Consider the following 25,267-nt stretch of genomic DNA (forward strand, 5'->3'; position numbering starts at 1 on the left):
ACCTTGAACCGAACCTTCTCAAGGGGACAATTTGTCCCCAAGTGACGAGGTTTCGTGCTGTTTTGATGGAAAAAGAGGGAGTTAGCTGTGCTGGTCGAGCGCGGCCAGCAGCATGGCACTACTGTGGTGGGGGCGGTAACCGTTGAGGGCTGCAAGTCGTTCGCTGGTGCGGCCGTGGCCAATCAGATGCCCTGCTTTCAGCTCGATCAGGGTGGTGAAGTTGCGTCTGACAAATTCGGCGTCGTGACTGATGGCCACTATGGTGGTGCCCTTCGCCCGCTCGCTGGCCAGCCAGCGTTCCAGAATGGCCAGCCAGCGGGGATCGAAATCCCGGCTCGGTTCGTCGAGCAGCAGCAAGGCGGGCTGCATGGCATGGAGGCAGGCCACCGCCACCATGCGCCGCTGACCGGCATCGAGATCGAGCGGATGGGAGGCCGCCCACGTTGTCAGCTCGCACTCTTCCAACGCGGTGGCGACCCGCAGCCGGATCTCCTCGCGCGGCAGTTTCTGCAGGCGCAGGCCAAAGGCGATTTCATCCTCGACCCGGCTGTGAAACAGCTGACGCTCAGACTCCTGAAACAGAAAGCCGATCTGACTGGCACGGGCCAGTGCCCGCTGCTTGCAGAGCGCCTGTTGTTGCCAGCTCACCGTGCCCGAGGTGGGGGCCAGCAGCCCCGCCGCCAGTCGCAGCAGGGTTGACTTGCCTGCGCCGTTATCCCCGACGATGGCGACCTGTTCCCCACTGGCAATCTGCAATGTGATGTCGTGCAGGCAGGGATTGTCCGGTGCCCATGAGAAGCAGAGGTGGTCAAAGCTCAGCATAAAACTCCCGCAACATGGCCAAGGGGTAGGGGTGATGGCGTGGGTCGCGCACCTGTAGCGTCTCGCGCAGGGAGTCCGGCAGGATCACCCGCCCGGGCAGATGGGGCAGCACCTCGCCCAGCTCACCGCAGGCCAGCTGGTGGCCATGGTCGAGCAGCAGGAATCGCTCGCAGAAGTGAGCGGCCGGAAAAAGCCGCTGCTCCAGCAAGATGACGCTGCAGCCGTTTTCCTCGCTGTAGCGGCGGATCTGGCGCAGCATGGTCTGGGTTGCCGCCGGGGTCAGACGGCTGAAAGCCTGATCGAGGATCAACAGCTCGGGAGCCATCGCCAGGGCGCAGGCCAGCACCACGCGCTGGGCTTCACCTCCCGACAGGTCGAGGGGATGGCGGGTTGCCAGCGCCTCGCAGTGACAGAGCGCCATTGCATCGGATACCCGCCAGTTGACCTCGTCGGGCAGCAACCCGAGATTGGCCGGGCCAAACGCCACCTCATCGACAACCGAAAAGCAGCAGCCGGAAAATTGCAGATAAGGGGATTGCTGTACCCACTGGCGCGCAGCCGCATGGTGATTGAGCTGGCCGCTATCATGGGGCTGCCCGAGAATGACGCCCTCTCCCGCCAGCGTGTCGAGGTGCAGCTGGGACCAGCCCCCCGCCAGCAGCTGGGCCAGCAGGGATTTTCCTGCCCCGTTGCCACCCAGGATGGCCAGCCATTCGCCCTCTTGCAGCTCGATATCGAGTGGGCCCAGTTGAAAGTGGTCAGGGTGGGCCGCATGGCCGATGGTCAACCCTTGCAGCGAGATCATGGCCACCACCTCCAGACAATCTCCAGCACTACCAGCAACAGCAGCAGATAGCGCAGTAGCGGCTCATAACGTTGCTGCGGGATCTCCGTCATGCGGGTGCGAGTCGGTTGGCTGCGAAAGCCGCGCAGATCCAGTGCCATGCTGCGGGTGGCCAGCTCGCTCAATGCCTGCCCGACCAGCGGCGAGAGCAGCGGGAGCGTGGCCTTGAGCCGGGCCAGCGGATTGCCGTCAAAGGGCACGCCGCGGGCTAGCTGGGCCTCCCTGATAGCGCGCAGCTGGTGGCCAAGCTGCTCCTTGAGCAGCAGCGGGCCACAGCAGAGGTAGGAGAGGGCGATGGGCAGCCGGCTGGCAAAGAGCGCATGAACAAACCGCTCGGTCGAGACCGCCCACAGCCAGAGCTGGGCGCTGGCCAGACAGGCGAGCAGCCGGCACCAGAGGGGCAGAATGGGAAACGCTTCGCTGGCTGAAACCGCTGGCATGCCGAGCAGGAGCCGCAACCAGGGGCCGTGCACCAGATAGAGCCCCAGTCCCAGCGGCAGCATTACCGCCAGCACCAGCTTGAGCCGGGTGCGGGAACCCGGCAGCAGCACCAGAACAAGTAGCGGCAGCAGGCTCCAGCCCCAGAGCCAGGGGGGCGGCAGCACGCTGGCCGTGACCGAAAACCAGAGCCAGAGTGCGAGGGAGGTAAACGGGTGCATCAGCGCACGGCGGCCATCTGCGGGAAGTGGCGCAGGGTGCGTTGCGGCAGGCGGCGTACCAGCCCCCAGGCGATCAGCACGGTCAGCAGCTTGTCCAGCAGGTTGGTACCCAGCACGGTGACGGCGACCGATTCCTGCAGATCGCTCCCCATGGCGTGCAGGTAGGCAACCACGAAATCAGCACCGCTGCCGGTGGCGCCACCAAACAGGTAGGAGCGGATGGGAATGGCCACCAGGGTCAGCGCCAGGGTGATCACCACGCTGCTCACTACCACCTTGGGCAGATTGTTGAACCAACCGGCCCGAGCCAGCAGACCGGCACTGAGGCCAATCATCATGGCGACCGGGGCAAAGGCCGCGGCGATGGGGCCGGTGAGCAGACCCCACAGCAGGTTGGTGAGCAGACCGGTGGCGATCGCCATCCAGGGGCCCGCCAGAATGGCGCAGAGCACAGTCCCGATGGAGTCGAGGAAGATGGGCAGCTTGAGCATGGAGACGGCCTGTCCCGCCACCATGTTGATGGCGATGCAGATGACCATAAAAGCAAGGTTGTAGCTGGAGAGTTTACTGACGGACATAGTGATCCTTACAAGGTTCTGGGGGTAATGAGCAGCTCTTCATAACCGGATTGGGGGCAGGGGGCACGGCCAAAACGGTACGCCTCCAGCTCTCCGACTACCAGCTCGAGGGTGGTGCGCACCCGGCAACCGAGCAGCACGTGGCCGCCGCGCATCAATCCCTGCTCGTCAGAGATGGAGAGATGCAGGTGTTCGCACTCCGGATCCAGGGTGCCGCCAAGGGCGATCACCTCGAAGGCCCCCTCCAGCAGGGTGCCATCGGGCTGGGCGGCATAGCGCAGGTTGGCGTGGGTCAGGCTGCCGACCGCCCCGGCGATCCAGACCGCCTGCAGACCGTGCCGGACCATATGGGCGCGCAATCCGGCGATAAGATCCTCCCCGGGCAACAGGCGCAGGGCCAGAAAACGGGCAGGGGAGAGAGGAAGGTGAGTTGGGGTCACTGCTGGCACTCCTTGCTGCAAAAAGAAGGTGCCCTGAGGCACCTTGTCTGGATAGGCTGTTTACGCCCTTTTATCGCAGGCAACCGCGAGCCGCTTCACAGTTTGGCGATATCATTGCGGCATCCGGCGCCACATCAGGCGAAGCAGGCCCAGATGGGGGCGTGGTCGGAGGGTTTCTCGATGCCGCGCAGCTCGTAGTCGATGCCGGTTTCGGTCACCTTGTCCTTGAGTGCATCGGAGGCCATGATGAGGTCGATGCGCAGGCCACGATTCTCGTCAAAGCCCTTGGAGCGGTAGTCAAACCAGGAGAAACGCTCGCACTCGGTGGGATTGGCGGCGCGGAAGGTGTCGGTCAGGCCAAACCCTTTCAGCCGCTCCATCCACTCACGCTCGATGGGCAGGAAGGAGCACTTGCCATCCCGCAACCAGCGCTTGCGGTTCGCCTCGCCGATGCCGATGTCGAGATCGGTGGGGGAGATATTCATATCCCCGATCAGCACCAGCTGGTCATCCGGGGTGTGGTTAGTCTCGAGGTAGTGCTGCAGATCCTCGTAGAACTTCTGCTTGGCCGGGAACTTGGTCTCGTGATCCTGACTTTCACCCTGCGGGAAGTAGCCGTTCATCACCTTGATGATGGAGCCATCTTCGCGCTCGAAGGTAGCCATGATCATCCGGCGCTGGGCCTCTTCGTCGTCGGTGGGGAAGCCTTTCTCCACCTTGACCGGCTTCTGCTTGCTCATGATGGCGACCCCGTAGTGGGCCTTCTGGCCGTGAAACTCTACGTGATAACCCATGGCCTCCACATCGGCCAGCGGGAAGGCTTCATCGTGCACCTTGATCTCCTGCAGGCCGATCACATCGGGCTGGTGCTTGTCGATGATGGCTTGCAGCTGGTGCAGGCGCGCGCGCAGGCCGTTGATATTGAAAGAGATGATCTTCATGTCCGGGATGCTCATGTCATTTTTATAAGTGGCTATTGGACTAGGAATCGGCGGTGGATGCAAGTTCGGGGCGCGGGCTTGCGCCAGTGGCCGGCCCGCTTGGCATGGAGAGACGTCAGCGGGTCATCTTCTTGACAAACACCACCACAAACAGCGCCAGCGTGAAGCTGCCGGTGAAGGCCTCGAAGGCGGCAAAGAGGCGCGAGAGGCCGATGGGGGTGAAGTCGCCGTAGCCCAGGGTGGTGAAGGTGACCACGCTGTAGTAGAGGCACTCCAGCAGAAAGATGGCGTTCTGCTCGAAGGGGGCGCCCGGGTGATAGGCGAGATGGTTGCCGTTGAAGCTCAGGCCAAAGAAGAAGTAGAAGATGCTGCAGATAAAGATGAGCAGCAGGGAGAAGAGCACCACCCGCATCGGTGCCTCGCCGTAACCGCAGAAGAGATCGACTATCCATGAGGTGAAACGCTGGCTCGACCAGAACGGCAGTTGCAGCCGGCGCATGGTGAGCTCCTGCTGGATATAGTTGCCGGACATGGTGAAGATCCCCTGCGCCTCCGAGGCTTTGCGCAGATCCCGGTAGGTCTCTTCGGCCTCCTTGAACCAGACCCTAGCCTGCTCGGGATCCCGCTCGCGACGCCCCTTGCGATCCTGCATCACCCGTTTGCCGGTCTGCATGTTGTCGAGTCGGGTATTGTGCCAGCGAATGCCGAGCAGGTTGACGTCATCAAGGATGGCGCAGTGCAGGTTGGCATCGCTAAGATCGGCCTTCATCAGGCTGCCCCCCTTCATGCGCAGGCCGTAGAGGTGACCACCCCGCAGGTTGGCGCGATAGAGGTTGCACTGCTCCAGCAAAAATCCCTGTTTGGACCCCTTGTTGACCAGATTGAGACCGGCCAGATTGGCGCGGGCCAGCTGCAAGCCGTGGCAGAGGCCGCCAGCGCGGACATACTGCTCAAGCGCCTCTGCGGTGTGGGGATCCTGTTTATTGGTATGCGGGTCGTGCCAGTGGCAGAGATCGTGCTCGCCAGCCTCCTCGTTGCAGTGGCGGCCATCGGCCACCAGATAACGACATATCGCCATCCTTGTTCCCCCTCTGCTGCCAGTCTGGTTTCAGCATAGGCGCCCCAAGGGGAGTGCGAGGTCAGCTGAACTGGTTGAACTCCTGACGCAGCTTGCGAAAACGATCCTGCTGGGCGGGGTTGAGGGGGATGCCGTCGAGCATGTCCAGAGTGTCCTTGCACTCGGTACCAAACTCCGGGCTCTTGCGGTTTTTCTGCATCAGTTGCAGCAACACCTGAATTTTGTTGAGGGCGGCACCGGTGTTGGCTGGGGCCCGGCGCAGCGCCTCGCGAAAGTGACCGAGCGCCTGTTCCAGCTCGCCCGCCTGATAGGCCTTGATGCCCAGTTCGTTGAGCTGCTGGTAGCGCTGACGGCGCTCGAGCACTGTCTTGTCATCCCGGGTCGCCTGAATACAGGTGGTGAGCAGGTGATCCTCATCCTCGGCCAGCAGGCTTTGCAGACTCTCGGCATATTCGAACTCGCCGAGTTGATAGAGGGCGAGGATGGTCTCCCCGAGCAGGGTCGGGGGCATGGTGGCCGGTTCGTCGAGCCAGTTCTGGTTGGCGCGATAGAGCATCTTCTTGCCCTTGAGCAGCTCTCCCAGCGCAATCTGCACCCGCGCTTGGCAGATCTGCTCGAACACCGGGTAGTTGAACTCCGACATCATCAGCGAATCGCGGATGCGCGACAGGGCCGAGTTGACCTGCTTTTGCAGGTTGGCGATGTGGTAGCTGTCGTTGCTGTTGAGGGCGTATAGGGTCAGGGTCTGGATATAGGCCCCCAGATAGTGGGGGGTGCGATGAATCGAGTTGCGCGACAGGTCGATGAGAGAGAGCAGTACATCCTTGGCCTGAGCGTAATCGTGGCGCAGCAGGCACACCTCGGCCAATCGGCGAGCCAGCTGGACTGACTGGGGCGAGATGTCGACGGCCCGCTTGAGCTCTTGCTGGGCGACCTCATCGTTGCCAAGAGCGAGCTGGGACTCTGCCAGCCAGCGGTAAGCCTCCACCATCAGGGGAGTATTCTTCAGGGTCGCCTGCAGGTGGCTGACCGCCTCTTCATGGAGCCCCAGGGTGTTGCACGCCTTGCCCAGCGTCAGGCGGGCCCAGCTGTTCTCCTGCCCGGCCAGCAGCTGGCGCATCAGGGATCGCGCCTCCTGAGCCTGACCCAGCTTGAGATGGGTATCGGCCTGCAGGCAGCGGCAGTAGTTGGCATAGCGTGGAACCGTATCGGCCCGCTCGGCGCAAGCGGTAATCAGCGCGGGCAGGTCATCCTCCGCCATGGCGCTAAAAACGCTGGCGAGTGCCTGACGGCGGGCGAGGGCCCGTTTGATGCGAAACGAGAACTGCTCCTGAGAGAAAGGCTTCATCAGGTATTCGTCGGGCTCGGCTTCCAGCGCGCTCAGCACCATGGCGCGGGAGCTGTCGCCGCTCACCATGATCACCACGCTTTGGGGAGGAACCAGGTGCTGATCCCGCAGGCTCTCCAGCAGCTGGCGGCCATTCTCGCCGACCCCGAGATCGTAATCGATGAGATAGATGTCAAAATTGCCCTTCTGGCAGCGGCGGCGCGCATCCTCGGCGCTGTTGGAGAAGGTGATGTTGCTGATACCGATATTGATCAGCATCGCCTTCATCATGACCTGAAACGAGCGTTGCTCGTTGACCATCAGAATGCGCTGGGGCTTGGCTGGGCTTTTCTTTTCGGGCTCGGTATCCGGTATCTGCATCTGTCTGGTCGAGGCGCTACGGGCTGATGGGGAAAGTGTGCCACCAAAGCGGCTGAAGAGGCAATTGGCCAAGTTGTCGTTTGTATACCTTGCTCTGCTGTCGTCGCGGGAGAAACGTCGGGAAACAGAGAGGGCCCGGTTGTGGGCCCTCTCTTTTTATTTTTTCTTCTCTGCCAGATAGGGGGCAAATTGGGGCGTGTGGAGGGCCTCGAATCCCTTGTCCGTTTTGACGATGAGATAGACCGCAAGCTTGTGCTCCTTGGCAAAAGCCATCGCCTCAGTGGGGCCCATCACCATCAGGGCGGTATCGAAGGCATCGGCCTCCAGCGCCGTGGGGGTGATGACACTTGCCGAGACCAGCTTGTGGGTGATGGGCTGGCCGGTAGCGGGGTCGATGATATGGGAGTAGCGCTGGCCATCGAGCTCGTAGTAGTTGCGATAGCTGCCGGCAGTGCTGAGAGCCATGCCGTTGGGGATGACGATGTCGGAGAAGGCACCCGGCTGATCGGAGGGCTCGACGATGGCGACTCGCCACGGCGAGCCCTTGCTGTTGTGGCCTTTGCTGCGCACCGCACCCGCCACCTCGATGAGGTAGTTGTTGACCCCCTTTCTCTCGAGCAGGGCGGCGATTTCATCCGAGGCTGCCCCTTCACCGAGGGTGGAGAGGTCGAGATAGAGGTCAGGGATAGACTTCTCGAGCAGGAAGTGATCCCCCTGTGGCGTCAGGGTCAGCTTGTCGATGCCCACCTTGTGGCGGGCGGCGGCGATGGCGGCATCATCTGGCCGTTTGACGGGGCGCTTGTCCGGGCCAAAGCCCCACAGATTGACCAGCGGCCCGACCGTGACATCAAGCTTGCCATTGGTCAGGTGACCTGCATCGATCCCCTGCCGGACGATTTTGGCCATGGCTGCGGGGATGACGAACGGCGTGTTGGCCGGCCCCTTATTGAAGCGGGAGATGAGCGAGTCGGGGTCATAGGTGGAGATCTCGCTGTTCATCCGGGCCAGCAGGTTCTCCACTTCGCTCTTGAGCGCGGGTTCGCCACCGCGGAAGGGATCGCTCAGGGTGACCACATAGTAGGTGCCCATGGTTTTGCCCTGAATGCGGGTTTGGGCCGGGGGCTCTGGTTGGCAGCCGGTGAGCGCCAGCAGCAGGGTCAGCAGCAGGCAGCGCAGGGCGGTAGCGGGGGTTATGGCCATCATCAGCAGGTCTCTTGTTGGCGAAGGGCTGGTCGGGGCGCTAGCTTAGCCAAGGGGTTGGCGACGGGCGAGCCCTGCCCGGAGAAAATGGCGGAAAAAATTAAACAGACTTTGCTTATTCTGGTGAGCTGGCCCACAGCTTCGGGCTAAATTCATAGCCGATTGAATACAGGTGAGTAAAATAAAGGTCGATTTTGACAGCATCTTTGCGGCCATTCTTGAAGAAGTGTTGCGCAAACCTGTTGCCATTCATTGCCAATCAAAGGAGAAGATAATGAAAAAGGCGATTACCCTGCTGTTTCTGAGTACCCTGGCTGCCCCGGTACTGGCCGATGAGTGCGCATTGGTCATCGAGGGCAATGATGCCATGCAGTACAACCTCAAGGAGATGAGCGTACCTGCGACTTGCAAAGAGGTAACCGTCACCCTGAACCACACCGGTAAACTGCCGGTTACCGGCATGGGCCACAACTGGGTGCTGGCCACTACTGCCGACTATCAGGCCGTGGCGACCGCCGGGATGAGCGCTGGTGCCGAGAACAACTATTTGCCCAAGGATGACCCCCGCGTACTGGCTCACACCAAGCTGATTGGCGGTGGCGAGAGCACTAGCGTGACCTTCAAGACCGACGGTCTGGCCGGCAAGGATCTCACCTTCTTCTGCTCCTTCCCCGGCCACTTTGCCATGATGAAGGGCGCCTTCAAGGTGAACTAAGGCTATGACCGGCATCGCGCCGGGAGCCTGAATAGAAAAAGCCGGGATTGCCCGGCTTTTTCATGCTCTTTTGCTGTACCGTCGCTACTTCCCTTGCAGGGTAAAGAAGGCAATGGTGCTCTTCTTCTGGCAGTCGAAGTGAATGCTCTCCTCACCACTCACCACCAGCGTTTCGTTGATAGCGACCACTTGCCCCTGCACCGTGAGCTGGCCGCTCAGCAGATGGCAGAGGTAGGTTTTCTCTGGCTCGAGGGTAAGCGTCAGGGGGAAGGGGAGGTTCAATACTCGCACGTTGGCCGCAATCCTGTCCGGGTGGTAGATAAGGCCGAGGTCGGTCACCTCTTTTTTCAGCAGTTCGCAGTGGGTCTCCTCATCACCGCCAAAATGGGCCGCTTCAAAGGTGGCATAGGGGTGGCCGTTGAGTACGAAGCCGGCGCCGCTCACCGGCAGCAGAATGCGCTGATAACCCGGGAAAGTAGAGAAGCGACCGGCCTCCTTGATGGGGGCGGAGCTGAGCCGGTAGTCAAAGTCGAGCTTGTCGAGGCTCGCGCCCTTGGGGGAGATGAGGATCTGGGCTGTGGTGCCCTGCTTGTTTTTCCAGGGCATCTTCTGGTGGTCAGACTCTTTGATCAGGGTGATCACGGGCACTTCCTCTGCATTAAAAAACAGAGGGAGCCGGGGGGATTGCCCCCGGCTCCCTGACAAATAGACAGCTGGCGTAGCAGGGTATCAGCCCTGACCATCCAGCGCCGCCAGCCGGGCTTCCATGGCGGCGAGACGGCTCTTGAGTTCGCTCACCTCCTGCTCCAGCTCGCTCAGGCGATCCGCCGCAGGAGAGGCGTAGGCTGCTGCCGGAGCGGCTTCCATCATCGCCTGAATATCCACTTCACCGCTAAAGAGGTGGGCGTAGCGGGATTCGCGCTTGCCCGGTTCACGCGGCAGCTTGACCACATAGGGGCCGCGCTCGATGAGCTGGGTCAGCACCGCATCCACTTCGGTGACGTCATCAAAACTGCACAGTCGATTGGTGCGCGAGCGCAGTTCCCCCGGGGTTTGCGGGCCACGCAGCAGTAGTTCGCAGATGATGCCGAGCTCCTGAGCGCTGAATTTGAGTTCGCCAAATTCGGTGTTGCAGAATCTGTGTTGATAGCGAGGCACCCGGGCGTTGAACCCGGCGGTATTGACCACCAGTCGCCGGCGGATCAGCTCGTCAACCACGGCGCGGATGTCGAGCTCGGCAAGCTCCAGTACCGGCTCGCGGTTGCTCTTCTGGTTGCAGGCATTGACCAGTGCATTGAGGGAGAGGGGATATTGATCCGGGGTGCAGATCTCTTTTTCAATCAGGCACCCGATGACACGGGCCTCCAGCGGGCCAAGTACTAACTCCATTTCCTACTCCCTAGCAAATCACGATATCAAGAGCCCCTATCTTAGCCATGACCTCTGCTCCGTCCAGTTTTGTCCGCCATTTTTGCGAGCGTGCAGAGGGGTTGGCGAAACCGTCGCCAGCAGGAGGAGCCATTTGATTGCTATTTCTTGGCATGGAGTGAGGTTGAGTGGGTAATGAAAAGCCCGGCTCTCTGGCCGGGCTGAAGGATAAGTTGCTTATCCTGATATTCGTCGAGGCATCTATTGTGGATGTTGCTTGAGGATCTCGTATATCTCCTCTTTCAGTTTAAGTTTCTGTTTTTTCAGATCCTTCACCTCGGAGCTGTAGTCACTGGCGTGATGCTTTTCCAGCTTCCTAATCTCCTCATCCAAGTCGTTGTGCAAGTCAAACTTCTTCTGGAAATGGACATCACTGCTCTTCAGTCTCGAGATGAGTTCTCTGTACTCTGGGAACATGTAATGGAGCCTCCTTGGTTTCGTTTGATTGTGCCTGTAAGACCAAGCTACCCCTTAGCGACGGTGATAAACGTGATCATGATCGAATTTAGGGGCAATGATTGGATATACTTGAAAGGCTATTTTTAAGGCATTGAATTGATTCGGAATAAATGAGTTTTCAATTCAAGGCATGGGCCAAAACGTGGCTCGGATCACATCACTGGCATGAGGTCGGCGAGCGGCAGATAGCAAAAAGGGGCCTTGTGGCCCCTTTTCAGTGATGAGGGGAATCACCCCTTATCCTTGTCAGTCTGATCTTTCTTCTTTTTCTTTTCCGGCAATGGCTTGCCGTCGCGATGGATCACCTTGCCCGCTTCGAAACCGATCTGGGCGGCCAGCTCTTCGAGATCAGGCGACTTGGCCTGATCGCCAACGGCGTAACGGTAGTTGGCCACCGAGAGGCGCTCGGCCACCGGGGTATTGGCAACAATCGGCTCACGCCAGCCCTGCCCGATGTGAGCTACCAGAGTGCCGTTCATCAGCAGCTCACCGACGATCTCCTGAGTCGGGTTGCCCTTGCCGTAGGTGAGCCCCTGCGGGTGCTTCTTGCCGACCAGCGGTTCGCTGCTGGCGGGGATCAGCTTGGTGCGGATCAGCCACTTGGGATTTTTGGTGTTGCCCACCGCCTTGCCGGTCTGGTACTCGTTGATCTTGATGGTCTTGATCATCTGGGCCATGAAATCCTTGGTCAGCGCCTTCTGGGCCTCGCTGCTCTCATCGATGACGATGGGGGCCACATACCAGGTCATGGTGGCTTGAGTCTTGGGGGCTGCGGGCGCGGTTTGCGCCATGGCCAGAGGGCTGAGCAGCAGGGCAGTCAGCAAGAGTCCGATTTTCTTCATTCTGATTCCGCTTATGTTTCAACTAGGATTTTGTTTTGCCAGCGACGACTGCGCCAGCGCCAGAACATGGCCAGACCGCGAACCCACTCGTCGCAGGCGAGCGCCAGCCAGATGCCTACCAGTCCATAGCCCTGCATGATACCAAGGAAATAGGAAAGGGGTACGGCAATTCCCCACATGGAGAGCAGTGCCATGTAGAGGGGGAAGCGGGCATCACCCGTCGCGCGCAGGGCGTTGATCACCACCAGATTGAAGGTGCGGCCTGGCTCGAGGATGAGGCTGATGAGAAAGAGCTGTGCCACCTGGGTGATGATGTCGGGGTCATCGGTAAAGAGGCTGATGATGGTGCGGCCATTAAGCGCCGCCGCCACGGCGATGACGCAGGTGACCGCGAGCCCGAGCTTGAGGCTCTTGAGCAGCTGTTGATAGGCACGGTCAAACTGTCTGGCGCCCGCCAGATGGCCGATGATGATCTCGTTACCAAGACCGATGGAGAGGCCAAACAGCAGGATGAACAGGCAGATCTGGAAGAAGTAGGACTGGGTTGCCAGCGCCTTGTCCCCCAGCAGGCCGACAAAAGCGGTCACCACCATGAACTGCAGCATCCAGGAGAGGTTCTCGCCGGCGGCAGGCAGGCCGATATGGAGCACCTTGCCCAGCATCTCCCGGCTGGGGTGAACGATGTCGCGGATCTTGAGGTGAATGCCGGTTTTGCGGGCCACCAGCCAGACCAGCATCACCACGCCAACCAGACGGCCAGCCACGGTGCTGATGGCAACACCCGCCACGCCCATCTGGGGCAGGCCGAACCAGCCGTAGAGCAGCAGCAGGTTGCCGACAAAGGTGATGAGGTTGACGATGAGAGTCACATACATCGCCTGACGGGTATGGCCGTGGGCGCGCAGCGTCGCCGCCAGACAGAGCGCCGCCGCTTCCGGCAGCAGGCAGAGGCCGATGATCTGCAGGTAGAGGGTGCCATCGCTCATCAGGTTGGCTGGCAGGTTCATCAGCGCCAGCATGGTACTGGCACCGGCCATCACGCCGATAGCCGCCACCAGACCGATCAACAGGTTGAAGCCGATGGCGGTGTGGATCACCACCCGGCTGCGCTCCCTGTCACCTGCCCCCAGATACTGGGTGATCACCACGCTGGTACCGATGCTGACGAAGCTGAACAGGGTGATGGCCAGATCGAACACCTGATTGCCGACCGCCAGTGCCGCGACCCCCTGATAGGAGACATGTCCCACCATGAAGGTGTTGAGAGCGCCGGTCAGAAAGTGGAGGGCGAGATCGATAAAGAGCGGCCAGGTCAGCGCAAAGAGCGTGCCCGGGCCTGCGTGGGATTGAGTTTGCATGACATGTCCAACAGCTGGGACGGCACGATCTGGTGCCATCTGGTCGGGCATTTAACACCAAGCGCGGAGCAGGTGCAATCCTTGGCCGGAGACTCTCCGGCCAGAGGAGCTGGTCGGCAGATCAGGCCGGCGTGGTGCCCGCCTCCTGCTCGCAGGGGAGGGTAAGACGTGCCGAGTCGGGCAGGGCATCATCCTGTGGCCAGCGGGAGAGGATGGCATCCGTGGTGCTTTCGACCACATCGTCATCCCTGAACACCGGCTCGCGGTAGCAGCGGGTCATGCGCAGCGCCTGATACATGTCGGGACAGAGAATGATCCCCTCATCGCCCACCCGCACTCCCGCCTGCTTGAGCCAGTGGGTCATCTGGCCGTGGCGCCCCGCCATCACCATATGGATGCCGCGCCGTTTCAGATCCTTGTGCAGCTCTCCCACCATGCTCATCACGCTGATGTCCTGATGGGTAAAGCAGGCGACGGCATCGATTACCAGACACTTGGGATTGTGGGGATCCTGCACCAGCAGGGCCATGACTCGCCGCTTGAAGTAGGGGGCGTTGAAGTAGGTGAGCGGCGAGTTGAAGCGATAGACCAGAATGCCCGGGATCGCCTTGGCCTGCTCGTTATCCCCCAGGGTGCGCACCACCCCTTCGTCATCCATGCCGAGCAGCTGGTCGGTGGGACGCATCACATTGCGCAGGAACTGGAACAGCCCCAGCAACACGGCAAGAGTGATCCCCGGGATCACCCCCATGGTGAGCACGCTGATAAAGGTGACCAGTGCCAACCAGAAGGCGGCGCGGTCGGAGTGGCGCAGCGCCCAGAGGCCGCGAAAGTCGGTGAGCGACAGGGATGCCATCACCAGCACCACCCCGAGGGCTGCGGTCGGGATGTATTGCAGCGGCGCAGTCAGGTAGAAGGTGATGAGAGCGATCACCCCGGCGGCGATGATGGAGACCAGCTGGCTCTTGCCGCCGTTGGCGTCGTTGACCGCGGTGCGCGAATCCGCGCCACTGATGGCAAAGCCCTGGGAGATGGCCGAGGCGAGGTTGGCCATGCCGAGCGCCCGGAACTCCTTGTCCGCATCGATTTCATAGCCGTTCTTGGCGGCAAAGCTGCGGGCAGTCAGCATCATGGAGACGAAGCTCACCATGGCGAGGTTGAGAGCCGGCAGCACCAGCTCCCGCATCAGTCCCGGGGGAAATTCCGGCATCTGGAAGGCGGGCAGGCCGGAGCCCACCTTGCCGAGGGTAGCTATATGGTACTGACCGAGGTTGAGTGCCCACACCAGTGCGGCGGTGATCACCATGGCCACCATGGAGGAGGGCCAGGCTGGCCGGAAGCGTTTGGCCAGCAGCAGGGTAGCCAGTGCCACCAGACTCATGGCCAGGGTCGGAAGATGGGTCTGGGTGATGTAGGTGGTGCCGTTGACGATCCGCTCGATGAGATAGCGCTCGCTGAAGGTGAAGCCGAAGATCTTGGAGAGCTGGCCCACCATGATGGTGATGGCCACGCCGTTGAGCAGCCCCATCAGGATCGGGCGGGAGAGAAAGTCGGCCAGCACCCCCAGCTTGAAGCGGCTGGCAATCAGACACCAGAAACCGGTCATGGCGGTCATGGTCATTACCAGTTGCCAGTGGCGGGTCGGGTCACCTGCCGCCAGCGGCGTCACCACGGCAGCGATGACCGCGCAGGTGGCGGCATCTGGGCCGACGATCAGCTGGCGGGAGGTACCGAACAGGGCATAGACCAGCATGGGCAGAATGCAGGAGTAGAGGCCGACAATGGCGCCGACCCCGGCGAGCTCGGCATAGGCAATGGCCACGGGCAGGGCCACCGCAGCGACCGAGAGTCCAGCGCGAAGGTCAGGCATCAACCAGGCGCGCTGGTATTGCAACAGGGCAGCGAGGCCCGGTAGCCAGCGTTCGAGAGAGAAGAAGTCGCGCATTATTTAACCCATTGAGTTACAACCAGCTTTTCCCCTAGTGTGCCCAAGGTTATCGAAAGATTGCAATCAGGTTATGGCCAGTTTACCTGAAGGTCAGGCCAGAGGGTCTGCCACTGCTTCTCCTTGATGCGCTGGGTGAAGATCTGTTTGTCCTGGCGGCATCTGGGGTTGGCACTCACTTGCAACGACCAGTTGATGGCAAAGCCATAGGGGGCAAGCCACTCGAACTCGCCATCTTGGGTCAGGCGCACGCCGATGCAGGTGGGCACCTCGACCCAGTGGCTGAGCGCTTCCAGGCTGCTGGCAAACGGCGCCACCAGCTGGCGAGTGTGCATGCGGGCCTGATTGCGCACTTCCCACTGTTGGCCGGGCAGCCGTTTGGCGAGCCAGGCTTCGTGCTCTGCTTCGGCCAGCCCTTGCGGGTCGCTGCTATCGAGGTAGATAAGGTCGATATCGTTGAGCGGGGTTGACTCGGTTTTGTGGTGGAGATGATCCCAGATGAGGTTGCGGATAAAGCCGGCCCCCAGCGCCCAGTCGGGCAGATTGAGCTCGGCGGCGGCCTGCAGGCAGGCCATCCGCTGCGGATCGGCCCGCAGCAGCGCTTCGGTTTTGGCTTGGAAGGCGTGTTCTTGCTTGGGATCTAATGGCTCAACTATTGGCATTTCGGCGTAACCAGACGTCAATGTAACTGCAGCTGGGCACTATAGTGAGCCCCTCTGCCTGAGTCCAGTTGAAGAGGGCGCGGGCCAGCTGATCGGCAATCCCCTGCACCCGCAGCTCGGGGGGGACAAAGGTGCTGTAGGCATCGATGGTCTTGGCATCGAGGCGCCGGTAGCGCAATCTCGACTCCTTCCCCTCCACCATACAGATGAATTGCTGCTGGTTGGCCTGATGAATGATGTCGCTCATGGTGGGCACCTCTGGCATGAAGATGGCTGTCTGCACAATAACTGTTAGCCAAGGTATAGAACAGATAACGGCAGCATGGGGTCAATATCCTCCCCTGATGTGCCCTCTCTGCGTCATATCGGGATCCTGCTCAAAAGATACCCGGCGCTCTGCCGGGTATCTTTTGTCTGCGTGGTTCAGGCCCAGGCCCGCTCCAGCAGAGTGAGCAACTGCTCACGGTCGGCATCCTTGCGATTGAACAGCATGGCGCCGTCGTTGACGGCCAGATCCCGTATCTCCCCGAGTAGTGAACGATCGCTCACCCCCGCCTCGCTCATGGTGCGCGGCAGCTTGACCGCCTGCCACAGGGTATCGCGCAGGGTACGGATGGCGGTGATGGTCGCCTCGGCCCGCTGGTGGGCCGGGGTGGCGGCAAAGCGCTCGGCTCCCACCAGCGGCAATAGCAGGCGGGCCAGCTCGCCATCCACCTCGGGGCGGTTGTAATCGAGCACGGTAGGCAGGAAGAGGTTCATGCACAGGCCGTGGGGCAGATGGCAGCGTGCCCCCAGACTGTGGCCGAGGGCATGCACCAGCCCCACCATGGAGTTGGAGAAGGCCATGCCCGCCAGTGTGGAACCTTCAGCCAATTGCAGCCGCAACTGCTTGTTTTGCGGATCCTTGAGGATGAGAGGCAGGGCATTGGCGATCTTCTCTACCGCCATCAGGGCCAGCGCATCGCTCACCGGATTTTTGGCGGTGCCGATAAAGGCCTCGATGGCGTGGGTCATGGCATCCATGGCGGTAGCGGCGGTGATGTTGAGGGGCAGTCCCTGAGTCAGACGGGGGTCTAGCACCGCCAGCTGCGGCAGCAGGAAGGGGGAGGTGAAGGGCACCTTGCGCCCGCTCGCCTCATCCTTGATCACCGCTACCAGCGTTACCTCGGAACCTGTGCCCGCCGTGGTGGGCACTACCGCCAGTGGCTTGAGGGGGCGGGTGAGGCAGCCCGCGCCCGAGTAGTCGAGCAGGTGTTCACCGCCCATGGATGCCAGGATATTGACCGCCTTGGCGGTATCGATGACCGAGCCGCCTCCCAGTGCCACCAGACTGTCACAGTCGAGCTCGGCGTAGTGCTTGGCGATCCGCTCCACCACCGCAGTGGAGGAGTCGGCCGGGATCTCGTCCCAGATGGTGGCGACCGGCAGCTCCCCTTCGGCCAGTACATTGGCCAGCAGGGTGGCAAGACCGGTGGCATTGACCCCCTTGTCGGTCAGCAGCAGGGGGCGGCGAGCACCAAGGCTTGCCAGCTCGCTGGCCAGCTGCTCCAGCGCCTGTTCACCGGCCAGCAGTTTGACCGGACAGAAAAAATCGTAATAGCGGCTCATATCAAGGCTCCTTGCGCTCAGCCGGTTACCAGACCCAGATAAATGTTGCAGGCACGGCCAAGCTTGTTGCGCTGGGCCGGATAGTGGCGCAGCAGCGGCCGCGCGATAAAGGCAGGCAGGATCAGGGACTGCAACTGCTCAAGCCCCCGCACCAGATGCATGGCGGTGGTCAGATCCCCCTCCACCAGCAGCCGGTTTTCACTGAACGCCTGATTGACCCCGAGCCGAAAGCTCAGGGCGCGAAACGCGATATTGGGGTGCTTGAAGCGCACCCGCAGCGGATGGATGGTGGCATGGGGTGCAGCCGGCTCACCGGGATACCAGCGCCCTCCTTCTTTATGCATGTTCATAGCGTAATCAAGCCCCCCCACCTCAAGGCGAATGGCCAGGCCATCCGGCAAGGGGGCCAGTTCGCGGCGCACCGCCTCGTCGATACGGGCGGCGCGGCAGAGGGTACGGCCCACCACCCAGAGCAGAGTGGTGATCCAGAGGCGGCGGCCCAGTGTGGCCAGAGATTCAACGGTCGGAGTTGTCATAAGGGTTGGCTCCTGAGATGGCTGACCAGAAGAGGGCAAAGGCACTGGCTTGCCAGTGGGCATCCTGCCCAAGTTCGGGTTGATCGACAAAGAGTGATGCGCAGGCGAGGAACTGGCCCTGACACACTTCCAGCAGCAGCGGCGCGGGGGCCTGCATCAGCTCGCCGCTGGCTTGCCCCTTGACCAGCAAAGCGGGCAAAAAACGCAGAGTGTCATTCAAGATCTGGCTGCGGGCCGGGCGGGCCAGCAGGGGGGAGTGAAAGAAACCCAGCACGAATTTGAGCTCGTTGGGGTGGGCCAGCATCCAGCTCATCGCCTGCTGCCAGTAGTGGTGGATCTGCTCGCGCAGTGCCAGATCGGGATCGGCTTCGCAGATGGCAGCGCCCATCCGGGTCTTCACATCCTGATAAAGCTGGAGGATGAGTGCCTCTTTGCTCGGGAAGTGGTGGAACAGGGTGCCGTTGGCGACCCCGGCCGCCTTGGCAATGCGGGCGGTGGCTGCCCCCTGCAGACCATCTTCGGCGCAGAGGGCGAGGGCGGCATCCAGAATTTGGCGGCGCTTGTCGGTCATGGCGGGCTCCGTCAACGCAGGAAGAAAGCCATCATCAGCTTCTGGATCCAGCTGTTGTAGGGCGGATGGATCAGGGAGCCGGTGGTGAACTTGCCGCGGGTCAGCACGGTTTTCGCCTTGGAGAAGGTGAGAAAGCCTTCGTGTCCGTGGTAGTGGCCCATGCCGGAGGCGCCGATGCCGCCAAACGGCACATCATCGGCTGCCACCTGGAACAGACTCTCGTTGATGGCCATGCCGCCGGAGTGGGTCTCCCGGGTCACCCGCGCCTGCAGCTCGGGATCGAAGCTCATCAGGTAGAGAGCCAGCGGGCGGGGACGTTCGGCGATATAGGCGAGCGCCTCCTCCAGCGTGTCGTAGGGGATAAGCGGCAGCAGCGGGCCGAAGATCTCCTGCTGTATCACCTGACAGTGGCCCGGCACCCCGGTCAGCAGATGCGGGGCCAGAAGGCGGCGCTGATCATCCCGCGCCGGAGTGGCGCAGGGGTGGAGCTGGGCACCCGCTTGTTTGGCCTCATCGAGCCAGCTGACCAGCCGCTGATACTGGCGATCGTTGATGATGGCGCCGTAGTCGGGGCTGGCGAGCCCGGCAGGGTAGAGCTTGGCAAAGTGGTTGCGATAGGCGGCGATAAAGTTCTCCACCTCGCTGCGGGGCAGCAGCACATAGTCGGGGGCAACGCAGATCTGGCCGGCGTTGAGGCTCTTGCCGAAGATCATCCGCTCGATGGCGGTCTCAACCGGCATGTCGGGGGCGATGAGGCAAGGGCTCTTGCCACCCAGCTCAAGGGTGAGCGGGGTGAGCTGGGGCGCGGCGGCGGCCATCACCAGCTTGCCAACCATGGTGGAGCCGGTGAACAGCAGGTGATCGAAGGGGAGCGAGCTGAACGCGGCCGCCATCTGGGCATCCCCCTCGATGACAGCGATCTCGTCCTCGTTGAAGGTGGTGGTGAGCAGGGTTCGCAGCACGGCGTTGGTATGGGGAGTGAACTCGGAGAGTTTCAGCATCGCCCGGTTACCTGCCGCGATGGCGGTGATGAGGGGGCCGAGGCTCAGCATCACCGGAAAGTTCCACGGCACTATGATGCCGACCACCCCGAGCGGCTGGAAGTGTACCTCCACTTTGGCGGGGGCGAGCAGCAGACCGGCATGGCGACGATGGGGCTGCATCCAGCGCTTGAGCCGCTTCTGGGTGTAGTTGATCTGCATGATGCAGGGGAGAATGTCGGCGATTTGGCTGTCGTAGTGGCTGCGCTGGCCATAATCCTGCGCCAGCGCCGTGCAGAGCAGCTCCTTGTGAGCCAGCAGCGCCCGCTTGAGTTTGGTCAGCTGGGTTCGCCGCTCGGCCAGCGTCGGCATGGGGTGTTCCCGGCTCGCCCGTTTGAGCCGCTCCAGCTGCTCGGGCAGGGCCAGCTTGATGGCGAGGATATCCTCCGGACTGTGCTGATGCGGTGCGACTCCCATGATCTTCTCCGTCTGAAAAACAACCGACTGATTGGTCGGTCTAAATCTAGTCGTTTGTTGCGCAAGTGTAAAGCTGGCATCATCTGCCCCTGTCACCGGCGGCTGGACGCAAGAGAGAACTGTGTTCCTCCCCACACTTTTGTGGTTTGCTCGTTGGTGGCTTATCTAATAAGAGGTAGTTTTTGGCTATTCACATGCACGGAGGGAGCACTATGACCAGGGAATTGAACAGCTTGTTGACCCGGCTTGAAGATGTGGTTGAGCGGATGCCGGATTGCTTCAACACTTACGAATTTGCCCAGAAGCTGGCGCTGCAGTATCAGCCGGAGTTCTTTGCCGCCGGCCACTCGCTGGCCGAGCATGAAGGCAAGGTGTTGCGGGTGCTGCACCAAAAGATTGCCGAGGCGTTGGCCAGCTGCGATGCGGTGATTGAAGGGGCTCTGCTCCCCTGTGTGACCCCCTGGGGAGAGAAGTCCACCTCGCCGCGTTGGCACCGTAAACGCTGAGCGGCAATGCCGGGAACCTGGTTCCTGGGCAATGAGATAATGAATCGTCATGGCGCGGCCCCAAGTGGCCGCGCCATTTTTTGTTGTGGGGGCGTGGATCGTTGATGCGATGCCGGAAAGTGCAAACAAAGGTTCAGGGTGTGATCCCCTGCCGGGATAAAGGGCGGCGAGCCCGGTAGACTCCCCCTTTTGTCGTTGCAGGGAGGTCATATGACTGACAAGATCCAGACTCACAAGATTATTCTCGACACTGATCCGGGCATCGACGATGCCATGGCCATCCTCTTTGCCGAGGCCCATCCCGCCATCGAGCTGCTCGCCATCACCACTGTCTTTGGCAACGCCACCATCGCCAATGGCACCCGCAACGCCCTCTGGCTCAAACAGAAGTACGGCATGAAAGCGGATGTGGCCAAAGGCGCAGCGGCCCCGCTGCTGCGTGATCCGGTCGGCCCCACCACCATAGTTCACGGCCCGAGCGGCTTTGGTGACCTGGAGGCGGGGGAGGTGAATATTGCGCCCGATCCCCGTCCCGCCTGGCAGTACATTGTCGAGGCGGTCAAAGCGGCGCCGGGGGAGATCACTCTCGTTACCATCGGGCCCCTGACCAATCTGGCGCTGGCGCTGCAGCTGGCGCCCGAGATTGTTTCACTGGTGAAACAGGTGGTGGTGATGGGGGGCGCTTTTGGCGTCAACGGTCATCGCGGCAACGTCACCCCCTATGCCGAGGCCAATATCCACGATGATCCCGATGCTGCCGACCGGGTCTTTACTGCCGACTGGCCGGTGGTGATCATCGGGCTGGATGTGACCCAGCAGAGCTTTTTCAGCGGCGACTATCTCGATGCGCTGCGCGACGAGGCGGGCGAGCCGGGCCAGTTCCTGTGGGATGTCAGCCGCTTCTACCTGCGTTTTTACTCGGAGAAACTGGGACTCTCCGGTTGCCATGTCCACGACCCGTCCGCCATCGCCTATGTCATTGACCCGACTCTCTTTACCCTGCGTGAGGGGCCGGTGCGGGTGATCAACAGTGGCCCGGCTATCGGTCATACCCTGCAAAAGTTCGATGGCAAGCGCCACTCCCACGATGGCTGGGCCGATTTTCGTCCGCAGCAGGTCGGGGTGGCTGTGCGTGATGAGGCGCTGCTCGCCCTCTATCGCGAGACGCTGGTTGCCTGGGGCAAGCGCCGTTAAACGTCCCCGACGGTCTGGCGGTGATTCGTGGTAGCGCGCGTTGCGTTGCGGCTGTGATCCCCGCCAAACAATCGCGGCGCACAGGCGCTTATACTGCCTGATATCAAGACGTTAGGAGGGATTGGGATGGCCTGGATTTCCTTGATAGTGGCGATAGCCCTGATCTGGTGGTTGATGAAGCTGGGGCGTGGTGCCCTGTTCGAGATCCGCCTTGCACCCGGCAAGGTGGTGGTCAAGCAGGGCAAGGTATCGCCCGCCTTTATTGAGCATGCCAAGCAGATCCTGCGCCACGAAACAGTGCGCGGGCGCATTGTGGGACATCGCGATGGCGACGGGGTCAAGCTGGTCTTCTCCCGCTCCATCCCCGAGCCGGTGGCCCAGCGTTTTCGCAATATCTTCCCCTATGGCGACTATCGTCACGTCGCCGCCCCGGGTGCCAAGCCGCGCAAAGGGTAAAACAGTCCGAGTGCACCAGATAGCAAACGGGCCTCCAGTGGAGGCCCGTTTTTTATGGCGCTTGGCCAAGCGAGAGCGGCTTGCCCTTACTCCTTGCCGTGCAGCTCACGCTGGGCTTTGACGGCAGCAGCCTTGATCGCCTGCCCCTCGTTGCCCCAGGAGGCGCGCAATGTATTGACCAGCTCGGCGATCCGCTCGTCATCCATGGTCCAGCCATAGCCCGGCATGTGGTAGCCGAGATGACCGCGGGTGATGGGCGTCTCGGCGCCATGCAGCAGCACGTTGAGCAGGCTCGCCGGATCGTCCGCCAGCACGGTGCGATTGTTCACCAGCGAGGGGATGACGTGGTCATTGCCCTTGCCATCGACCCCGTGGCAGGTGGAACAGTACATGGCGTAGTCCGCCTTGCCGCCGGCGCTGGCATAGGCGCGGGCACCTTTCGCTACCGCCGGCTCATCTTTCAGGTCGGTGAGGTAGGTGGCGATGCTGGCCAGATCGGCGTCGCTGAAATACTGGCTGCTGTGAGTGATCACTTCCGCCATCGGGCCTGCGACCGCCTGATGCTGGCTGCGGCCAGTTTTCAGCAGGTCGATCAGCGCCTGCTTGTCGTAGCGGCTGCCGCGAATATCGGGGGCATACCAGCCGTCGAGGGCGGCACCGCTCAGGTAGACGGGATCCGCCTCGGTCAGCGCTTTCTCCTGCATGCCAAGCCCGCGCGGGGTGTGGCAGCTGCCGCAGTGACCGGCACCCTGCACCAGATAGGCGCCGCGGTTCCACTCCTCGCTCTTGCCTGCGACCGGGGTGAAGCGGCTGTCGTCGTGATAGACCCAGTTCCAGCCCATCAGCGGCCAGCGCATGTTGAGCGGCCAGGGGATGTCGCTCTCTTTGTTGGCCACAGCCAGCGGCTGCACATCCTGCATCAGGTAGTGGTAGAGGGCGGTGAGATCCTCATCGCTCATCTTGGCGTAGGCGGTGTAGGGCATGGCCGGATAGAGGCGATGCCCATCGCGGGCCACCCCTTCGCGCATCACCTTGATGAACTCAGGCAGGCTGTAGTTGCCGATGCCGTGACTCTTGTCGGGGGTGATGTTGGTGGCAAACACGGTGCCGATGGGGGTCGGGAACCCTTTGCCGCCAGCCAGCGGTTTGCTCGCCTCGCTGGTGTGACAGGCGGCGCAATCGCCCAGCTTGGCAACATACTCACCGGCCGACATGGCGGGAGCCGCGTGGGCGGCAAGGGCGGGCAGCGCCAGCAGCAGGGCGCTGGCAGTCAGTGACAGGGCGCGGCTCATTGGGCACCTCCCTTGCTCATGGCGACCAGCTCGTTAACGGCGCGCCATGCCTCGTCGATGGCGGCGTGGGCGTAGGGACTCCAGCCCGAATCCGAGTTGGCGATGGTGATGTTGCCGACCGGCTTGCGACCCAGCTCGATCCACTTCTCGCACTGCTCCTCGTCATCAAACAGGGTGTTGGTGACATAGGAGTAGCCGTGGGACCAGCGGTTGACCGTGATGGCGAGGATATCCTGCTCATGGTTGAAACCGGCGCTACCCAGCATCCCCTGCAGCTGTTCGCGGATCATCTGTTCATGCTGCTCGAACGGCATGCCAAGGATCATGGCGCGCCCCTTGCGGGACTGTTCGCGGGCTGATAGGCCGCTGCCCGGCAGGGTCGGCACATAGACCATGTGCAGGCACATCGGCTGATCCGGGCTCTTGGGATGCTCATAGCCACCCATGCTGACCGGATAGTCGAGCTTGACCCGGCTGTAAGGGGCTGCCGGGGAGTAGACCTCGTGCACCCCGAGCTTGACGAAGGCTTGCCAGTTCTTGATCACCACCTTGGTGTAGACCAGCGGAGCCTTGACGTTCTGGCGCAGCGCCTCCTTCTGGGGCTCGGGCATCTCGGGCACCATGTAGGGGATCATCATGTTGTAGCCAGCCATGATCGACTGTTTGGCGCGCACCCGGTGCAGTTTCCCTTCTTTGATATAGGTGACGTCCACTGCCAGCTTGCCATCGGCGAGGCGCACGTTTTTCGCCTGCAGGGCGGTACTGCCAAGGCGCAGCTGCACCTTGTGCTCCGGCAGGTCGAGCTTGCTGTAGTCAAATTTGGCCAGCACCACATCCTGCATGGTGTGACCCGGTGCCACCTGTGGGATGAGCTTGCGCACCATCAGGCGGGTGAGACCGGCGTTGCCATCCGGGAAGTGGAAGATGTAGGGATCGTCGAGCTCGGCCTGCTCCTCGGCATCGAGCGGCGTCAGGTTGAGGCCGCCAAAGCCGGGCAGGGCACAGAGGCGGGCGTCGGCGCAGGCGGTGGCGTCGATGCCGACGGCCTGAAAATCGTTGGTACGTTGCTGGAAGTAGGTGATGGCACGTTCGCTCAGGCCCACCTTGTCGCGCAGGAAAGTGGTGTAGCTGTTGCGGGTGATCCACTCATCCTGCTGTTCGCGGGTCATGCCGCTCAGGTAGTCGGTCTTCTCCTCGTGCAGTGCCAGCAGGGCGGCCTTGTCGGCATCATCGAGCGGGAAGTCACCGATAAACTCCGCCAGCGGACGGCCATTCAGGCGATCGCGCGGGATGTCATCCGCCACGTTATGGCCCGGATCGCCGTTCACTATCTTGTTGACGCCAAAGTGCTTCTCGTCGAAATAGACGCCGCGGCTGAGCCCCAGATCCGGATAGAAGGTCTGCTGGAAACCGGCGGCCAGCTCGTCGATGTTGACCTCCAGCGCCTTGAGCAGACCGAGCGCCACCGGGCTGTAAACCGAGCGCGGTGATTGCAGGGATTCACTGCCGCCGTAGCCCAGCTGCAGGCCATCGGGGGTGGTGAACTCGTTGCGCTTGGCGTGGCCGCCGAAGTCATCGTGGTTGTCGAGCAGGAGGATCTTTTTATCCGCGCCGAGCAGTTGCTGATAGAAGCAGGCGGCGGCCAGACCGCTGATGCCGGCGCCGACGATCACCAGATCGTACTCTCCCTCAAGGGGAACATTGGCAAAGTCATACTGTTTGCCATCGCGGGCGATGCTGTGAGCCGGTTCGAAAGAGCCCGGGTGGTTGCCGCGCAAGCCGGTGAGGGCGGGCGGGTAGACCAGCGTCTTGTCAGCCAGCGCGCTGCCGCCTTCGGCAGCCTTGAGCAGGTTGATGGGGGCGATGCCTGCTGCGATGGTGATGGCGACGCCATTGAGAAAATCTCTGCGTGTGATGCTCATGGCAATCCCTGTTGTTTGAAGCGTTGAAAAAAAGCACAGAGCTGAA

General features: G+C 61.7%; 27 protein-coding genes. 4 read left to right on the forward strand and 23 right to left on the reverse strand.

What is annotated here, in order from left to right:
• Window positions 1-81: 81 nt before the first annotated feature.
• The 9 genes from BS300_RS04420 to BS300_RS04460 form a co-directional block, all read right to left on the reverse strand.
• Complete coding sequence (locus BS300_RS04420) at window positions 82-822, reverse strand: ABC transporter ATP-binding protein (RefSeq protein ID WP_071911039.1); 741 nt, start codon at window positions 820-822, stop codon at window positions 82-84.
• Window positions 809-1,627 (reverse strand): energy-coupling factor ABC transporter ATP-binding protein, encoded by an 819-nt coding sequence (locus BS300_RS04425; protein ID WP_071911041.1) that lies wholly within the window; start codon window positions 1,625-1,627, stop codon window positions 809-811. Before BS300_RS04425 ends, BS300_RS04420 begins: the two co-directional genes overlap by 14 nt.
• Window positions 1,624-2,325 carry an energy-coupling factor transporter transmembrane component T gene (locus tag BS300_RS04430; RefSeq protein WP_071911043.1) on the reverse strand — a complete coding sequence of 234 codons (702 nt, stop codon included), beginning with the start codon at window positions 2,323-2,325 and terminating at the stop codon, window positions 1,624-1,626. The genes BS300_RS04425 and BS300_RS04430 overlap by 4 nt, the downstream gene beginning before the upstream one ends.
• Window positions 2,325-2,903 (reverse strand): ECF transporter S component, encoded by a 579-nt coding sequence (locus tag BS300_RS04435; protein ID WP_041208635.1) that lies wholly within the window; start codon window positions 2,901-2,903, stop codon window positions 2,325-2,327. The genes BS300_RS04430 and BS300_RS04435 overlap by 1 nt, the downstream gene beginning before the upstream one ends.
• Window positions 2,904-2,911: 8 nt before the next feature.
• Entirely contained in the window at window positions 2,912-3,343 is a 432-nt protein-coding gene (locus BS300_RS04440) for a DUF296 domain-containing protein (RefSeq protein WP_071911045.1), read from the reverse strand.
• Between the two features lie 134 nt (window positions 3,344-3,477).
• Window positions 3,478-4,284, reverse strand: a complete 807-nt coding sequence (gene xthA, locus BS300_RS04445; RefSeq protein ID WP_071911046.1) for an exodeoxyribonuclease III — start codon at window positions 4,282-4,284, stop codon at window positions 3,478-3,480.
• Between the two features lie 115 nt (window positions 4,285-4,399).
• Window positions 4,400-5,362: an ion channel gene (locus BS300_RS04450; RefSeq protein WP_042031276.1), complete on the reverse strand. Its 963-nt coding sequence runs from the start codon at window positions 5,360-5,362 to the stop codon at window positions 4,400-4,402.
• Window positions 5,363-5,423: 61 nt separating this feature from the next.
• Window positions 5,424-7,070 carry a response regulator gene (locus BS300_RS04455; RefSeq protein WP_071911048.1) on the reverse strand — a complete coding sequence of 549 codons (1,647 nt, stop codon included), beginning with the start codon at window positions 7,068-7,070 and terminating at the stop codon, window positions 5,424-5,426.
• Between the two features lie 156 nt (window positions 7,071-7,226).
• Window positions 7,227-8,270 (reverse strand): FAD:protein FMN transferase, encoded by a 1,044-nt coding sequence (locus BS300_RS04460; RefSeq protein WP_071911354.1) that lies wholly within the window; start codon window positions 8,268-8,270, stop codon window positions 7,227-7,229.
• 274 nt (window positions 8,271-8,544) lie between these two features.
• Between BS300_RS04460 and azu the strand changes: the two genes are divergently transcribed.
• Complete coding sequence (gene azu, locus BS300_RS04465; protein ID WP_071911050.1) at window positions 8,545-8,985, forward strand: azurin; 441 nt, start codon at window positions 8,545-8,547, stop codon at window positions 8,983-8,985.
• Between the two features lie 84 nt (window positions 8,986-9,069).
• Here the strand turns inward: azu and BS300_RS04470 are convergent, their stop codons facing one another.
• The 12 genes from BS300_RS04470 to BS300_RS04525 form a co-directional block, all read right to left on the reverse strand.
• Entirely contained in the window at window positions 9,070-9,627 is a 558-nt protein-coding gene (locus BS300_RS04470) for a HutD family protein (protein WP_071911052.1), read from the reverse strand.
• Between the two features lie 87 nt (window positions 9,628-9,714).
• A complete protein-coding gene (locus BS300_RS04475; RefSeq protein ID WP_041208627.1) occupies window positions 9,715-10,374 on the reverse strand; it encodes a DUF480 domain-containing protein in 660 nt (219 codons plus the stop codon).
• A 240-nt stretch (window positions 10,375-10,614) separates the two neighbouring features.
• Window positions 10,615-10,830, reverse strand: coding sequence for a DUF465 domain-containing protein (locus BS300_RS04480; protein WP_041208625.1), 216 nt, complete (start codon window positions 10,828-10,830; stop codon window positions 10,615-10,617).
• 272 nt (window positions 10,831-11,102) lie between these two features.
• Window positions 11,103-11,714, reverse strand: a complete 612-nt coding sequence (locus BS300_RS04485; protein WP_071911053.1) for a hypothetical protein — start codon at window positions 11,712-11,714, stop codon at window positions 11,103-11,105.
• Between the two features lie 11 nt (window positions 11,715-11,725).
• Window positions 11,726-13,072 (reverse strand): MATE family efflux transporter, encoded by a 1,347-nt coding sequence (locus BS300_RS04490; protein ID WP_071911357.1) that lies wholly within the window; start codon window positions 13,070-13,072, stop codon window positions 11,726-11,728.
• Between the two features lie 121 nt (window positions 13,073-13,193).
• Window positions 13,194-15,017: a SulP family inorganic anion transporter gene (locus BS300_RS04495; RefSeq protein WP_071911056.1), complete on the reverse strand. Its 1,824-nt coding sequence runs from the start codon at window positions 15,015-15,017 to the stop codon at window positions 13,194-13,196.
• 71 nt (window positions 15,018-15,088) lie between these two features.
• On the reverse strand, window positions 15,089-15,679 hold the full coding sequence (locus BS300_RS04500) for a nucleotidyltransferase family protein (protein ID WP_071911059.1): 591 nt from the start codon (window positions 15,677-15,679) through the stop codon (window positions 15,089-15,091).
• Window positions 15,666-15,926: a GNAT family N-acetyltransferase gene (locus BS300_RS04505; protein WP_033114285.1), complete on the reverse strand. Its 261-nt coding sequence runs from the start codon at window positions 15,924-15,926 to the stop codon at window positions 15,666-15,668. The genes BS300_RS04500 and BS300_RS04505 overlap by 14 nt, the downstream gene beginning before the upstream one ends.
• 176 nt (window positions 15,927-16,102) lie before the next feature.
• Window positions 16,103-17,287 carry an iron-containing alcohol dehydrogenase gene (locus BS300_RS04510; RefSeq protein ID WP_071911062.1) on the reverse strand — a complete coding sequence of 395 codons (1,185 nt, stop codon included), beginning with the start codon at window positions 17,285-17,287 and terminating at the stop codon, window positions 16,103-16,105.
• Between the two features lie 17 nt (window positions 17,288-17,304).
• Complete coding sequence (locus BS300_RS04515; protein WP_071911064.1) at window positions 17,305-17,823, reverse strand: hypothetical protein; 519 nt, start codon at window positions 17,821-17,823, stop codon at window positions 17,305-17,307.
• Window positions 17,804-18,394, reverse strand: a complete 591-nt coding sequence (locus tag BS300_RS04520; RefSeq protein WP_071911066.1) for a TetR/AcrR family transcriptional regulator — start codon at window positions 18,392-18,394, stop codon at window positions 17,804-17,806. Before BS300_RS04520 ends, BS300_RS04515 begins: the two co-directional genes overlap by 20 nt.
• A gap of 11 nt (window positions 18,395-18,405) precedes the next feature.
• Window positions 18,406-19,851, reverse strand: a complete 1,446-nt coding sequence (locus BS300_RS04525) for a coniferyl aldehyde dehydrogenase (RefSeq protein ID WP_071911068.1) — start codon at window positions 19,849-19,851, stop codon at window positions 18,406-18,408.
• Between the two features lie 212 nt (window positions 19,852-20,063).
• Between BS300_RS04525 and BS300_RS04530 the strand changes: the two genes are divergently transcribed.
• From BS300_RS04530 to BS300_RS04540, 3 genes are all read left to right on the forward strand, one after another.
• The gene (locus BS300_RS04530; RefSeq protein ID WP_019446630.1) at window positions 20,064-20,357 is read left to right on the forward strand and encodes a hypothetical protein; all 294 of its coding nucleotides are present in this window, start codon (window positions 20,064-20,066) and stop codon (window positions 20,355-20,357) included.
• 210 nt (window positions 20,358-20,567) lie between these two features.
• Window positions 20,568-21,551 (forward strand): nucleoside hydrolase, encoded by a 984-nt coding sequence (locus tag BS300_RS04535; RefSeq protein ID WP_071911070.1) that lies wholly within the window; start codon window positions 20,568-20,570, stop codon window positions 21,549-21,551.
• 126 nt (window positions 21,552-21,677) lie between these two features.
• Entirely contained in the window at window positions 21,678-22,007 is a 330-nt protein-coding gene (locus BS300_RS04540) for a DUF3634 family protein (RefSeq protein WP_033114291.1), read from the forward strand.
• A gap of 86 nt (window positions 22,008-22,093) precedes the next feature.
• On the opposite strand, the gene BS300_RS04545 is transcribed toward BS300_RS04540, so the two are convergent.
• Both BS300_RS04545 and BS300_RS04550 read right to left on the reverse strand, forming a co-directional pair.
• Window positions 22,094-23,299: a c-type cytochrome gene (locus tag BS300_RS04545; RefSeq protein WP_071911072.1), complete on the reverse strand. Its 1,206-nt coding sequence runs from the start codon at window positions 23,297-23,299 to the stop codon at window positions 22,094-22,096.
• A complete protein-coding gene (locus BS300_RS04550; RefSeq protein ID WP_071911073.1) occupies window positions 23,296-25,221 on the reverse strand; it encodes an FAD/NAD(P)-binding protein in 1,926 nt (641 codons plus the stop codon). The genes BS300_RS04545 and BS300_RS04550 overlap by 4 nt, the downstream gene beginning before the upstream one ends.
• Window positions 25,222-25,267 lie beyond the last annotated feature (46 nt).

It is taken from the genome of Aeromonas sp. SCS5 (genome assembly GCF_001887375.1).
Classification (GTDB): Bacteria; Pseudomonadota; Gammaproteobacteria; order Enterobacterales; family Aeromonadaceae; genus Aeromonas; species Aeromonas jandaei.